Origin of the sequence: Williamwhitmania taraxaci (assembly GCF_900096565.1) — a bacterium.
GTDB classification, from domain to species: domain Bacteria; phylum Bacteroidota; class Bacteroidia; order Bacteroidales; family Williamwhitmaniaceae; genus Williamwhitmania; species Williamwhitmania taraxaci.
Map to the genome: position 1 here is coordinate 1 of NZ_FMYP01000080.1, position 15,703 is coordinate 15,703.

Genomic DNA, 15,703 nt, shown 5'->3' on the forward strand with positions numbered 1-15,703 from the left:
GTACATCCATGATATCTATCTTCTTTGCGGCCATATCCCTGATTTAAGTTTCAGCGATAAGATAGAAATCATTCCTTTCAATGGCTCAATGGCGCAATTTGCGTCGAAACGGGTGGCGCAACTTCGACCGAAACAATAGCCTAAATGCACCTAAAAAAGTGGCACAACTTCGACCGAAACGCCTGGCACAACTTGAACCGAAATGGGTGGCACAACTTCGACCGTTTTATCTAGTTTTCACCTAAGTAGGTGAAAATATTTTAATCGGGAAAGCCTTGTGATGATTATTATTACAGGGGTTCCCGATTATTTTATGCTTTTATGTTGCGGATATAAGGTTGTATTAATGTGGTTAGCCCTACCGGAGAAACAAAAGTTTTTGCCGGGAGCAATAGCGATGCAGCAATTGTTGATGGAGGTATTTCGAAGGCAAGGTTCAAATATATATGGGCAATTGCCGCCGATAGGCAGGGCAACCTCTATGTGTTCGATGATCACTACCTCCGCAAAATAGAGAAGGTGGAGTAATCCAATGCCGATACACTTGCGCCTGCTCAACGGCAGGCGCAAGTTTTAGTAAAAGGCATGCGCCATGCTGTTGGGTGGGGTAAGCCTTATATTTATTACGCTGAAATTTATTGCAACCAAAACCAGTTGCCAACCATGAGAACAAGCTTTTGGCACTACCGCATCTGCCGTAGTGCTCTATTCCTGCTACTTATCCTAAGCCCTGTTTTGCTGCTCGGCAACGGGGCGCAGAGCGAACCCCAGAAGGCCAAGGGGCTGATCGACTACGTTAAGACCAACCTGCGCTACGTGGGCAATTTTGAGTCAACGCAAATTTCGGAACTTCCGCTTGGCATTAAGCGCAACGTGGGCAACCAAGAGTATGTTATCGTAATCGATAGCGCGGTGTACACACCAACGGGGGTTACCGTTAGCGTTTACGCAGCGCTACAGCTGGGAATAAGCAAGGATAAGAGTTTGATTTTTGGGGCCAAGGGGATTAAGCTGGGGTATAATGGAATTGCCGATCAGGACTACAACCGGCTGGTACTGCTCTCCTCCGATACCCTCGTGATCAACAGCATGGTTAGCTTGATTATTCCGGGAAATGCACGAAACTATGTCGACTGGGACTGCAAGGGCTTTAAGTCGGTAAACCTCTTCGGTGAGTTTGAATTTAGCAGCAGCACCTTTGAGCCAGACCCTGAGTTTACGAGCGATCTAAAGGTTAAAGCCAGCTTCGAGTGCAACGTTTCCGATTTAAACAACGTTCTTATCTCCACCAGTATAACGCCATTCCGGCTGAAGGGAATGGATGGCTTCACCTTTGAGGTTAAGGAGGCCAGCGTTGATATGAGCGATGATGCCAACCCACATGGGTTTGTTGCGCCCGCTGGATACTTTTCAGGGATGGCGGGGCTGGAAACGCTCTGGCGGGGCTTCTTTTTTAAACTTGTAAAAGTTACGCTACCACAGGAAATAAGCCAATCGGGCAAGAGAACGTCCATTGGTGCCCAAAACATGCTGGTTGATGACAATGGTTTTACCGGTTCGTTCTTTGCCGATTACCCATTTGGTACCGAAAAAGGGAGCCTATCCGGTTGGCCGTTTTCCATTAGCAACCTGTCGGTTATGGTGGAGAAGAATAGGCTAAAGGGCGGCAGCTTGGCGGGAACCTTGAATATTCCATTTCTAGGAAAAGATACGGTAGGCTATATGGCGACGCTGGAAGCCACCCCTTCGGGTTTAAATTACCTATTTGGCGTTCAGTTGGATGTGGATAAAGAATTCTCCATGCCGCTTGGCGGGAAGTTATACCTTGGTAAGGCATGTACCTTTATTGTGAGCAAGGATGAAAAAGGACTTGTACCTAAAGTTGTTTTGAATGGCTACCTAAAAGTTGATGCTAAGCCAGTAGAGTTTGAGAAAATAAAGTTTGAGAGTTTAACGCTCACGGCAAAGTCGCCATACATAGTTGGTGGATACTTTGGTTACGATGGTGGCTTTAAGCAGAGCATCGGAGGTTTTTCCCTTACTATCAACAGTCTTGGGGTATCAACATTCGATGGGCAGATAGCCCTATCTGCAAAAGTAGGGATTGAACTTGGCGGCGATACTCCAATGCTGAAGGGAGAGGCAGGCATTACAGTTAAGGCTGCCTACGAAAAGAAGGGTGATAGTGGCGACCGTGAATGGAAATTCAAGGGGGTAAGTGTAAGCGAAATCGCTATCGCGGGAAACTTTTCCATATTTTCGTTGAAGGGTAGATTGGCCATATACGACGACGATCCCATTTACGGGAATGGCTTTAAGGGTAACGCCGGATTCTCCATGAGCGCCATTCCCTGCAAGTTAGATGCCAATGTGCTTTTTGGCAGAAAGGGACAGACGAAGTATTGGTATGCCCGCGTTGATGCCAGTGTTGTTATTCAAGTGGGCATGGTAAAAATAGTGAAGTTAAGTGGTGGTGCCTACTGTAATGCAAAGCGAATTCAACTGGACGATAACAAGTATGACTACATTCCTGATACTACCGGATCAATGGGATTTATCGCCGGACTTGGGGTGGAGATACCCCAAAAGAACGTTTTCTATGGGGAAGGGGAGATGGACATCTCGTTCAGTAAGAATTGGGGATTGCGACAAATACAGATGCTTGGTAACGGTAATTTCTTTACAGCCGGAGAAGCTCCTTACGTATGGGCAAACTTTAACACGGTTTACAACTCCGATGAAAAGATTTTTCACGCCAACCTGAAGACCTACATGAATATTTACGGGGCAATAAGAGGGAGCGGCCCTGGCAACCTCGTCGGAGAGGCCGTTATTCACTCCGACCCTAAGGATTGGTACATCTACATCGGCCGGCCATCCGCGATGAACAGCATAGAGATGTATAAGCTGGCTACTGCTAAATCATATTTTATGACGGGTACTAAAGTGGAGGATATGCCGCTTCCTCCGAGTAGGTTGGGTAAGATTCTTGGAGACATCGATCTCAACTTCATGAAAAAGGAGAATGCTGTATCAACGGGCAAAGGTATAGGCTTTGGAGCTCGGATGGAACTCGATTTTGGCTTTGGAAAAAATGGCGGGTTTGCCTACGCATACCTCACAGCAGGTGCTGGTGCCGATATATTACTTCGCGATTATGGTAACGTTACCTGTGAGGGGCGTTCGGGTCCAATGGGGATCTCTGGATGGTATGCTTCGGGGCAGGCATATGCCTACATGGAGGGCAAGGTTGGAATAAGAGCCCGCCACCGTGAATTCGACATCATGGCAATGTCTGCTGGAGTTTTGTTGCAGGCAAAGGGGCCTAATCCTTTCTGGCTTAAGGGTAAGATTGCCGCCAAGTATAGCGTTTTGGGCGGGCTTGTTCGGGGAAAGGTAAACATTCCAGTGCTGCTGGGCGAGGAGTGCGAGATGGTAACCAACGGCCGGGAGCTGGGCGAAATTAAGCTCATCGGCGATATTACTCCCGCAAGTGGTGCCAATGATATTGATGTATTTACCGCTCCCCAGGTGGCATTCAATACCGCTATCGACAAGGAGTTTGGAATGATAAATTTGAACGATGAGTATCAGACCTACCGGGTAAAGCTCGATGAGCTTAAAATTGTAGATAAAGGGGCAGAGGTAAGTGCTACCTATTCGTTTAGTCGCGACAAGGATCTCGCTACGCTTAAACCGCACGATATTTTGCCGGGAAATACTAACCTAAAGTTATTGACCAAAATTCATATCGAAAAGAAGGAGCAATCGGGGTGGCAGGCATTGATGTACCAAGGTCAGGTTGACTATGAGGTGAAGGAGACAGCCTTTACCACCGGCGACGAACCCAAGAGCATCCCTGCTAGCAACGTGGCATACAGCTACCCGGTGGATAGGCAGTTTAACTTTTTCAAGAGCGAGTATGGGGAAGGCTACGTTAAGCTAAAGTCGGGACAGCCAAAGCTCTTCGCCACGGTGCAAAATGGTGCCAAGTGGCGCGTTGTGGGTAAAATGAGCAACTCGGTATCGTCCATTGAGGTTCCAGTAACCTACAATGCCGATCAAAGCTTGGTTCGCTTCACTATTCCAGCTTCCCTTAGTACCTCCAGCGCTTGGAACTTTTCCATTGTGCGCATTCCTGAGGCGCAAGCCAACGACCAAAACATCAGCAAGGGAGCCGAGCAGCTGGCGGTAGCCAACGACGGCGATACCACCACCCTTGCTAAAAACAAGCTCACGGGTGCAGGGGTATCCAGCGCCGAGGCGGAGATATTTGCGCTAAACTTCCGTACCAGCAAGTATGCCCGGTTCTTGGATAAACTCAACGCCATGGGATCGGCAGAGGAGCAGTATAACGTGGAGGGTTCGAGCAAAATGAGCCTTCTCGGACTTCAAATGCGAACCGAGGAAAGCTTGGATCAGTACGAAATGGTAGGTGCCGAAGGCCAGTTTGAGCCGCTTGTGTATGCTGAGGCCCTTATGAACAACCGCTGGCTCACCGAGCATGTGGATCCAACCGTGTATGGCAGCTACCAGCAGGGAGACAACAGCATTAGCCTTAGCCGCGACATTACGAAGCTGGGGCTACGTCCCCTCAAAGCAATGCTCACTGGAAACCTTTATGGCACGCAGTATCTCATGGAGGAGTCGGATAAGGGTCAGGCGTATGTTCCCTCTAAACCGGGCGATTTTATCGTTCGCTACTATGTTCCTCACTTCGTTTATCAGGACTTCTTCGAGCTGCGCAACAAGGCGCTGGAGAAATACTATGGGAGAACAAGTGCGCTACCACGCAATGCCGCGCTACTTATTCATGGCGACATTCACGATATAGATCCGGGACGGTATGGTCTTAAGGTAAACTATCGACTTCCTGGGTTGGGCATAGTTACCTCCAGCAAAGAATACAGCATTAACTTCTTAAGTGAATAGGAATGAATACTCCAAGAGTAGTAAGAAGTGCCCGCCGCGCGGTGCTTGTAATGGTAAGAATTACCCTGCTTGTTGCCCTGTTTTTTGTTGCCGGGCATGGCGTGGCACAGGAGAATAAAATATGGGCTCTGGCCAAGAGCAAGGGCGATTCGGTGTTGATACGGTGGGCACCCGAGTCTATTCCAGTATGGCAGGTGGGCATTAAGCACGGGTATGTGATTGAAAGAACTGAGCTATCGAGCAGCAGCACCGATTCATCCGGTATTGTGATGCTGAGCAAGCTGCCCGTAATGGCCTACTCCCCGGCCGAGCTGGAGATGCTGGATAAGGAAGAACCCTTTGCGTCGGTTATTTACGAAACATTCTACAGCCAAGAGTTTAAGCCAGCGCTCCCCGAGCAAGGGGTGGGTAATTTTCTGCAATCGTATAATGAGATGGAGATGCGCTTCGGCTTTAGCCTTTTTGTGTGCGATTTCTCGACTCGGGTGGCTAGGGCTGCCGGGCTATTTTTTGTGGATAAGGATGTAAAACCCGGGAAGCGTTACGCCTACCGGATTTCGCTGGCCGATAGCCCTGCCGGGTTAACGGTGGCACCCGGTATTGCCGTGGTTGATGCCGGCAAGGAGACGGTTTTAGCTCCGCCCACCGATGTTGTGGCCGTGTTTAGCGATAGGAGCGTTAAACTTCGCTGGCCCTCGTTTATCCATAAGGGATTGTACACCGCCTATAAACTCGAGCGCAGCTTCGATGGCAAGCAGTTTACTCCAACCACAGAACTTCCACTGGTAAACGCTACCCGCGAAGAAGATCCAATGTTCTTTTTTGGGAACGATTCAGTGCCCGAAAACAACCGTAAGGTTTACTACAGGGTTAAGGGGCTCACCCCTTTTGGCGAGGAGAGCCCCGCCTCCGATGTTGTTAGCGGGATGTGCTTCGGCAGCGGTGAGGTAGCGGCTACCATTGATACGGTGATGGACGATAAGCGCGGTGCCTTAGTTCGCTGGACTATGGGCGGTGATGTAAAGAGCAAGAAGGTTTGGCTGCTTAGAAGCCCTTCGAGCGGCAAGCCCTATGAGCCGCTTACCAAAAAACCGCTGAAGAGCGACGCTACCGAGTTTGTGGATGCGGCTCCGCTGCCCAACAACTTTTACAAGCTGCGGCTGGAGGCTGCCGATGGGAGCGCCACCGAGTCGTTTCCCTACATGTATGTTAAAACCGACTCCATGCCCCCCGTTGCCCCCACTGGGCTGATGGGGAAAATAGATAGTGCCGGGGTGGTTACCCTATCGTGGAATGCCAACACGGATGCCGATATTGACAGCTACAAGGTTTTTAGGGGGAATAGCTTGAATAGCACTTTTATGGATGTGAGCAACTACTACCAAAAGGCAAATATTTTTACCGATACGGTGAACCTGCAAACCCTAAACAAGGCCATCTGCTACAAGGTGGTGGCCTACGATAGGCGCTACAACGCCTCCGATTTTTCGAAGGTGCTCTTGCTCAATTTGCCCGACACCATACCTCCCGTTCCCTGCCAAATTGTGGATATTGAGGAGCAACGTGGGGAGGTAGCGCTGGCCTTTGAGCCAAGCCCCAGCAGCGATGTGGCCACCTATAGGCTCTTGCGCCGACAGGAGACCGATAGCGTAGGCGTGGAGGTTGCCAAGTGGGCGGAAAAATCGCTTCCTGCCCGCTATAACGACGCCCCCGCTGCAACCGATAAGCGTTATGGCTACACACTCGAAACGGTAGATATATCGGGGAATAGGAACTACAGCCTAACGCGCTACGCCTACGTGCAGCAGGAAGCCAAGCTGCGGCTACGGCTCGATGGTTCCGCCACTGGCAATGCCATAGCCCTAACCTGGGAGAGGATAGGCGGCACCAACCCCATATACCTCTACCGTGCGGCCGATGAGGCGCCCTTTAGCCTGCTGGTACTGCTACCGAGCAGCGACACGGGCTACAGCGATACCAGCCTTGAGCATGGCCACCGCTACCGCTACCTGCTTAAGGTGGAGCAGCAGCTCTCCATCCCCATTATTGTTGAATTTTAATACCGCCAGTTATGAAGAAACTATACAATTTACTTACCATACTAATTCTCTTAGTTTCCTTTGCGGAGCAGACAAAGGCGCAAGAACAGGTTGAGGTAGAGGTGCAGATTGTTGACTATTATATGTTTGATGATGGGGGAAGTGGCACTAGTGGTGATAACTATACTGTAAAATATTTCCAGATTAATAATTCGTCTCGATACACCGAACCAGCGAAATATAACTATAAGGGTAGAACTTATAAGTATTTAGCAACGTTAACCGGAGAAAAACTCACACTTTCTGTTGTGTATGCTTATCGATATTACTGGTGGAATTTGTATAAGGATGGTGGAACGGAAAGCGACGATACACAAACCGTAGAGTTCACATTGTCAGATGCCATCGGTAAGTTTGGGAAAGTGGAGAAAGCAACGTTTAAGGTTAGAGAAAACTGGTATGGAAATCAACCTTCTGATTCTATAACACTAAGAATCCGCATTAACCCCATAAAGGTAACGGCTCCCTCCGAGAAACACTGCGTCAACGAACCCATAACGCTATCTACTTTCAAAGGACTAACCCCTAGCAGTGGAGTTTCCTTTAAGTGGCAGTATAATCTTGTTGAAACATATAAGGGTTTTTCTGTTGAATTTCTTGAATGGAAAAGTGACCTTTTGCCACAAATTGAAATGGCATTGAGAGAGGTAGGTAGTGATGATGATATTAAAGAACAGATAATTGCAGATGTAGATTTTTGTTCTTATGTGGTTGATAATGAGGCGGCAAATGCAAAGCTTCAAAGCATGCTTAAGTTATATTCAGGTAAACTTAGTAATGCAGCAATGCAGAATGTAATTACAACATTTTATTATTATTTGCAAACGAGGCCAGATCCAACCCTTGGACCACACAAGGTTACCCCACAGTGGAAAGACTTAGCAGTAAGCAATGGGAAAGAGACTGAAGCATCTTTGGCTTCCATTGCCACCTCTATTAATGAACTTCGTAAAATTGACTTCCGAGTGCAGGCAATTTATGGGTCAGTCGCAACGCCTTTCTCCACAATTCCGTGTCAGCGCGATTTATTGCCTATGCCGCCATCTGTTACAATCAGTTCGTCTACTAATGCTTGCCCAAATACTGGTGGGCAACAAGGTACCGTATCCTTTTCGGTAAGTAGTCTGGTTAATGATTCATGTATTTATAGGATTGTCGATACAAAAATTGGTTATTATGCAAATATTGACGATGCAAATTACTCTGTTGGTGCATACGGAGAGTGGAAAGGAATGCCCAAGGAAGTTCCACAAAATGGTATTTGTTATGTTAGCGGGCTTAAGCCAGGGAATTACAAACTTCTTGTCACTTACAGGGAGTCTGCTCTTCGGAATTGTTACGGTCCCCAAGAGTTTTCTATTGGAACCCATCCCGATTTCTCCTTTACAACCAGCATAGAAGATGCTAAATGCCCTGAGAATTTCGATGGCTCCATAACGGTGAATGCAATCAGTTGTGTTGGGGATCCAGTATACAAATGCTTTTATAATAATACTGATTATCTAATGATTAATAATGTTGCTTCCGGTTTATCGAAGGGAGTTTACACTATTAGCGTTACTGATGGCTGCCAAGAGAAAACGGATAAGGTTACCATTACTGCCCCCGCCCCTGTTACCGTCGCGGTTAGCGATCAAATAAACCCCACCTGCACCAGCAATCCTAACGGCATGGTTACCGTTGCCGCCACGGGAGGTAATGGCAGCACCTACAGTTTCAATCTTGTGAATATTGATTCTAAAGAGATTTACACACCTACAGATAAACCTAGATCGTGGACACCGACAAACCTTAGCTCCGGCACATACAAGGTTTACGTTAACGATCCCGATCACTCCGGCTGCGAAGCGGCCAAAGCAGAGTTTAAGCTGGATGCGGCTACACCGCTATCGATTAGTAAACTTTCCGACAGTAAAACAACGCTGAACTGCTCCTATAGCAATGATGGGAGTATTGGGGTAAGCGGAAGCGGTGGCTCTGGCTATTTTACCTACACGCTACAAACCAACAATATAGTAAAGACAGCTGCAACAGATAATGAAGCTTGGTTTGTAGATATCACCGTCGGAAGCTACACCGTAGTGATGACTAATAGCGGGAACACCTGCACCGACCATATAGACCTACCGGTAGAAATTACCGCCCCTGCGGCCATAGAAAGCGGCCTCACTGCTATCGATGTAACCTGCTTTGAGGCGAAGGATGGGATGGTAAGCGCTGTTGTTACCGGAGGTGTTGTTCCCGTAGGCGTTACGCCCCCCTACATCCTCGATTGGGAGAAGATGCTGGATGGTGATTGGTCTTCCATCTCTCGAAGCGGAGCATTTATCGATAAGCTAGACCGCGGCACTTTCAGGATAAAGGTAGCCGACGCAAACAGCTGTTTTCACACCTCCGGGGCGATAAGCGTTCTAGAACCCACGCTCCTAAGAATAGGAGAACCTACCATTACCGATATTCGCTGCTTTGGCGAGAAGGGGAAAGTTGAAACGGCAGCTATCGGAGGTAACGAAGGTTACCGCTACCTGCTTAGCAGCAACGGCGGCGTCGACTTTCTTGATTATACCTCCGGCAGCGATCTTACTCCGGCTACCTATAGCCTAAAGGTGATTGACAAAAAGGGTTGCGAGGATAGCTACGCTTCCCCCATTTCCATTACCGCTCCCGATAGCCCCCTCGACTTTAGCTTTACTAAACTCAACTTCAACGGCTACAGCGTTTCCTGCTACGGTAATACAAACGGTGCCATTACGCTTACCCCATCGGGTGGAAACAGCGCGACCTACAGCGGCTACTGGGTTAGCCTCAACGAGGGCAATTTCTCCGAAAACATGGTTTGCAATAAGTTGGGTGCCGGCAGCTACCGCATTAGGCTTAAGGATGCCCGTGGCTGCGAGGTTGAGCATGCCACCAACCTTACTCAGCCGGCCACAGAACTCTTCCTTACGGCAAAGAGGGTGGTGGACGTAAAGTGCCTGAACGATACGAATGGCGAAATATACTTTGGTGCAACGGGCGGAGCCAAGCCTTACTCTTTTAAGCTGGGGCAAGGGATTCCAACGCCCGATAGCACCTTTACCGGGCTGGCCTCCGGCAGCTACACCGCTGCCGTAACCGATGTTAACGGCTGCGCCATCGATGCTTCCACTTCTCTAGGTATTCGAATTCCCCCCATGAAGCTCAGCGGAACCCTTACCAACATTGGTTGCTTTGGCGATAGGAGCGGTGCCATACTGCTGGGAATTACCGGTGGAATTGCCCCCCAAACCATAAAGTGGGAAGGGCTTAGCCAAACCGCTGCGCTGGTGGATAACTTGCCTAAGGGCGACTACAAGGTAAGCGTGGTAGATGCCGAAGGGTGCGGCGTGAGCGAAAGCTACTCGCTTACCCAACCCGATGCTCCGCTATCCATGCAGCTGCACAGCACTCCCCTCTGCCCCGATAAGACCTCGGGATTTGTAGAGGTGAAGGCGCATGGCGGAACGCCTCCCTACCTGTATAAGCTCAACTCCGGCGACTTTGCCTCCTCCAGCACCCTCATTGCCAGCAACGGCCTTCACTCCGTTACGCTTTTGGATGACCATTTGTGCGAAACTTCCGCCGCTGTGGAGGTGAAGAAGAAGGAGGGCATCCCTACCATCGACTTTATGGTGGCCACCTCCCGATATGCCACCGACACCCTAGTGGTGAAGGAGATAAGCATACCCAAGCCCGATAGCCTGTTCTGGAAGTTCGATCCGCTGGCCATCATGATAAGCGATAACCCTTGGAGCCCAATGGTTCGGTTTGAGCAGGCCGGAACCTACGCCATAGAGATGATCGGCTACTTCGACGGTTGCGACTTCTACCGCGAAAAGCGCGTTGAAATTGCTGCCTTCGATCCGCACATTATTCCAGAAAACCCATTGAATAGGGGAATTAGGGAGATGCAGGTGCTGCCGAACCCCAGCGATGGTGCATTTCAGCTTATCCTAAAGCTATACGTTAAGCAGCAGGTAATGCTGGTTATTGCCGATATGAGCGGGCGGGTGGTTTATAGCAATAAGCTTCAGGGCGATAGCTTTACCGAAAGCATTAACCTTGGTAGCGTAAACACCGGCAGCTACGTGCTGAAGGCCATTTGCGACTACGATGTTCGAAACATACTTTTATCTATTGTAAAGTAACACGACTACCGAATTGTTATGCTAAAATACTGTGCCATGCTGGCAATGGCAATGCTTTTTTTTACGGCTAGGGGGCAAAACTTGGACCAAATTGGCGTGAAACAGGGAATAAAGGTTAGCGGGGGCATCAACGCCTCAGGAACCTTCTATTCCTCCTCCGATACCGTTAAGCGCCGTTCGCCCTTTACCTCTATCATTTCGGGAAACTTTAACCTTAGCCTGTATGGCTACAGCATGCCCTTTACCTTTACCTACAGCAGCATGAATAAGGGCTACACCCAACCCTTCAACCGATTTGCCTTTACTCCGCAGTACAAGTGGGTAAAGGCCTATGTTGGCTACTCCTCCATGACCTTTAGCGACTACACCCTGGCGGGGCATACCTTTTTTGGAGGAGGGCTGGAGCTTACCCCTGGCAACTGGAACGTGGGGCTTATGTATGGGCGGCTCCGGAAGGCCGTTCAGTATAACGCCGACAGTAGGGTAACTCCATCGTTTACCCGCATGGGCTACGGCGTAAAGGTGGGCTACCACAAGGAGACCGATGGTGTAGATATCTGCGTTTTCTCGGCCAAGGACGATGTTGGCTCCGTGCAGCAGCTGCCGCCCGATGGCTCCCTTGCTCCCCTGCAAAATTTAGCGATTAGCGTTACGGCAAAGAAACAGCTGTTTAAGCACTGGCTAATCGATGCCGAGTATGCCGTTTCGGCTCTCGATGGCAATATAACCCAAAAAGAGGGCTCCACGGCTTCACCCCAGGGCTCAAACCTTGCGGGGACGTTTCTCAAGGCCACTGCCAATACCCGCTACTTCGACGCCTTTAATGGTGGTGCCGGATACCAAGCTACACGCTGGGGACTTATGCTCCGCTACGAGCGCATTGCCCCCGACTACCAAACACTTGGCTCCTACTACTGCAACAACGATATGCAAAACTTTACCCTCGCACCCAACGTGAACATGCTGGACGGACGGCTCTCGGCTAGTGCAAACGTGGGCCTTCAAACCGACAACCTCGACCACAGCAAGGCTTCCACCTCCAAGCGAATGGTGGGTAGCTGCAACATCAACTTTATCCCCAGCGAGAAGTGGGTTACCTCTGTGGCCTACTCCAACTTTACCGGTTACACCAAGGTGCGGCCCCAGGTGGATCCCAACTACCAGAGCGAAACCGATAGCCTCGACTTCTACCAGATTAACAATAACCTTAACGGAACAGTGGGCTACAGCTTTGGCGAAAAGGAAGCACCCCAAAGCGTAATGCTAAACCTTTCCTACCAAAAGGCAAGCGATCACAGCAACCGGGAGGGGGGCAGCAACACGTCCAACTTTATTTCGGCCAACGCCTCCTATACCTACGCCATTGCCAAGGCTGGCTTTAGCGTTACTCCTTCCGCGAACTTCAACCGCAACGATGCTAGTGGCATCGAGAGTATTTTTGTGGGACCAGCCCTAAGTATTGGCAAAACGCTCCTGAAGAATAAGCTTCGGCTAAGCCTTAGCGAGGGGTATAGCGCCACCCTCATAAATAGCAGCAACGCAGGTAGCATCCTCAACTCGGGTCTCAGCTGCGCCTACTCACCCGCTAGCAACGCAAAAGGAAAGCAGTCGCTTTCGCTGGGCGTTAACCTGCAAAACCGCTTCAAGGGGGCTGCCGGAGGCCGCAACCTGAGCGAACTTACTACCATACTAACCTACAGCTACCGCTTTTAGTAAAACCCGCATACCATGAACAGGATTCTACACACCGCAAAGCACCATACCCTCCTCCTACTGCTCACCCTGCTGCTGCCGCTGGCTAGCGTGGCGCAGCAAATATACCCCGTGAGCCTCACCACCCAGCTGGCACCGCCCTACTCGGTGAACCTGGCCGACTATGCCGCCCCCGGCGTAGAGCAGCTGCGGATAATCCTGCTCCAGCGCGACCTTACCCATACCGGCTACCGCCTTCGGCTCTCCCTTAGGGTGGAACTCAACGGCCGAACCATTATACGCACCAGCCCCGGCTACTACCCCGCGCCCATAGCGGTAGAAGCGGGGGTGCCTACCCTCATCTCGGGCAGCCAGCTGCTGGATTACCTTAACCCCGACGCCATGGAGTTTAGCGGTTACTCCCGCGAGGCCTACCTCCGCACCAAGGCCTTGCCCGAGGGCGCTTACCGCATAGCCTTTACGGCCTACGACTACGACCGACCCGATGTACCGGTGAGCGCCGAGAGCGCCGCCTTCTGCTACCTAGCCAAGGCCGAGCCGCCGCTGCTTACCTATCCCTTTCAGGAGGCCAAATTGCCAAACCAGCCCATGCAGCACCTCAACTTCCAGTGGACCCCGCGCAATACCGCCTCGCCCAACTCGGCCGGCAATACCACCTTCCGCCTTGAGCTGTTCGAGCTGCGCACCCCTGGGGTAAGCGCTGCCGACGTAGCCCAGAGCACCACCCCCATCTTTTCCGACGAAACCGAGCGCACCAGCTACCCCTACGGCCCCGGCCAACCGCTACTTGAGGCTGACATGCGCTACGCTTGGCGCGTGCAGGCCATCGACCGCAGCGGGACTGACCGCTTCCGCAATAACGGCTATAGCGAGCTCTACTCCTTTACTTACGGCTCGCAGGAGCCCAACGTGCTCCAAGGCTACGGCGTGGATAGCCTTGCGGTGGTGACAGCTCCGCCCCGCAACGCTCGCGCCAGCTGGGCTGCTACTCCAGGAGTGGACAGCTACGAGCTCAGCTACCGCTGCGTAGGGTTCGACACCTGGACCATAATGCCCTCCACTGGCTGTCAGCTCCTCATTCCCACGCTGGCACCATCCGCTACCTTTGAGTTCCGCATTCGCGCCCGAAAGGGCCAGCAGTGGGGCGACTACAGCGAGCTGGTAAACTTTACCATGCCAACCCCCAAGCCCGTACCGCCCTGCGGCGAAACCACCGATACCGTTCATATTACCAATACGGTGCGGCTCACCGAAATATTCCCCGGCACCACCGTTACCGCCGGCCCCTTTGAGGTAACCCTGCTCAAGGTAAAGCGCAACGCCAACGGCAGCTTTGCCGGTGAGGGCTACGGCATACTCCCCTTTATGAACGCCGAGATGCGCCTGAAGGTGAAGTTTACCAACGCCGTGTTCAACACCAGCTTCCAGCTCATAGCAGGTTCCATTCCCGTGTGTACCAACTATACCCCCGGCAGCAACGCTATACTTGGCCTCGATGGCATTATTACCGGTGGTGGAGGAACCGGAATTATCACTAACGGTAGCGGAGTTACCACCGTTACCCTGCCCGACATTACCATTCCCGGCACGGGCAGCATTACCTACAACCCTGCCGATAGCACCATAACCGTTACTACCCCCGACACAACCATTACCGTGAGCGTGGTAGATGCAGTGGCAGCCGACCAGCCCATTACGGTAAGCGATGGGGCAGGCAACACCTTTACGGTTGATCCCACAACGGGTGCGGTAACCCAAACAACGAATGGCACTGGTATTCCTGGTCTGCCTACGGGACCGCTGGCTCCCGGCACCTTTAGCGACGAACGGCTATCCGTAGCCTTTACAGCGGCTGCGGGTAACCCCTACGCCTTCGACCCCGGCGATAGCCGCTACAGCAGCTCCAACATTATGTGGGCCGAGTATAGCCAGCTTACCTGCGGTGGGCGTGCTTACCCCATACCCTTCCAGCTGATTCCGGTGGGGCAAACCGCCACCATAAAGGCCGAGGTAACACTTCGCGCAAATGGCCTCGACCTGGGCAAGCTGGTGTTCCGCACCGGAGCCGGGGCTACGCTTGTGGCCACGCGCGATGGTAGCATCTTCCAGTTCACCCTGCTGGCCGCCAAGGCCGATGAGGGCTACGACCTGCAGGCGCTTTACCCCAAAACTGGTGGCGGCTACGAGCTGGTTGGCCAGCTGCGCGTGGTATCCTACACCCCCCGCACCGTGCGTGTAAAGCTTATCCCGGTTGGGCAAACCGTAGCGAATGCCTCAGGGATAGGCGCGGAGCTCAACGCGCTGCTCAAATCCTTTGGTGTGGCCGTAACCCTCGAGGTAGGCGCACCGCTCGAAGACAAGAGCTGGGACTTGGACGGCAACGGCCAGCTGGCCGTGAACGATAAGGGCTTCTTCTCCCTCCTCACCGACGAGCAGAAGGCGCTCTGCACCGTCCTGCGCACCGCTCCCGGCTACGATCCCACCACCTTCTACCTCTTTGTGCTGCCGGCTCAGGGTGCCCTTCAGGGCGACATGCCCCGGGCCAAGCAGATGGGCTACCTCTTTGGCGAGCCTTCCGCCCGCACCGTGGCCCACGAGCTCATGCACGGCGTGTTTAAGCTCGAGCACACCTTCAGCAGCACCTACGGCCTAGCGCAGGGCAGCACCACCAACCTTATGGACTATCCGCCAGCTGGCGGACAGGGCGGTGCTACCCTTGTAAAGCACCAGTGGGATTGTCTATTCTCCTCCGGTGTGGTCATTGGAATGTTTGAGAAGGAGGAGGATGGGGCG

At 51.6% G+C, this 15,703-nt stretch carries 6 protein-coding genes; all 6 read left to right on the forward strand.

Features of this window, described 5'->3' with window-relative positions; translation table 11 throughout:
• Window positions 1–348 precede the first annotated feature (348 nt).
• Window positions 349–528, forward strand: a complete 180-nt coding sequence (locus tag BLS65_RS15295; RefSeq protein WP_092440561.1) for a hypothetical protein — start codon at window positions 349–351, stop codon at window positions 526–528.
• Window positions 529–663: 135 nt separating this feature from the next.
• Window positions 664–4,932 carry a hypothetical protein gene (locus BLS65_RS15300; protein ID WP_125869903.1) on the forward strand — a complete coding sequence of 1,423 codons (4,269 nt, stop codon included), beginning with the start codon at window positions 664–666 and terminating at the stop codon, window positions 4,930–4,932.
• A 2-nt stretch (window positions 4,933–4,934) separates the two neighbouring features.
• Window positions 4,935–6,992: a fibronectin type III domain-containing protein gene (locus BLS65_RS15305; protein ID WP_092440565.1), complete on the forward strand. Its 2,058-nt coding sequence runs from the start codon at window positions 4,935–4,937 to the stop codon at window positions 6,990–6,992.
• A gap of 11 nt (window positions 6,993–7,003) precedes the next feature.
• Entirely contained in the window at window positions 7,004–11,197 is a 4,194-nt protein-coding gene (locus tag BLS65_RS15310) for a T9SS type A sorting domain-containing protein (RefSeq protein WP_092440567.1), read from the forward strand.
• 36 nt (window positions 11,198–11,233) lie between these two features.
• Complete coding sequence (locus BLS65_RS15315) at window positions 11,234–12,910, forward strand: hypothetical protein (RefSeq protein WP_125869904.1); 1,677 nt, start codon at window positions 11,234–11,236, stop codon at window positions 12,908–12,910.
• Window positions 12,911–13,819: 909 nt separating this feature from the next.
• A partial coding sequence (locus BLS65_RS15320; RefSeq protein ID WP_212590572.1) for a fibronectin type III domain-containing protein occupies window positions 13,820–15,703 on the forward strand: 1,884 nt, incomplete at its 3' end.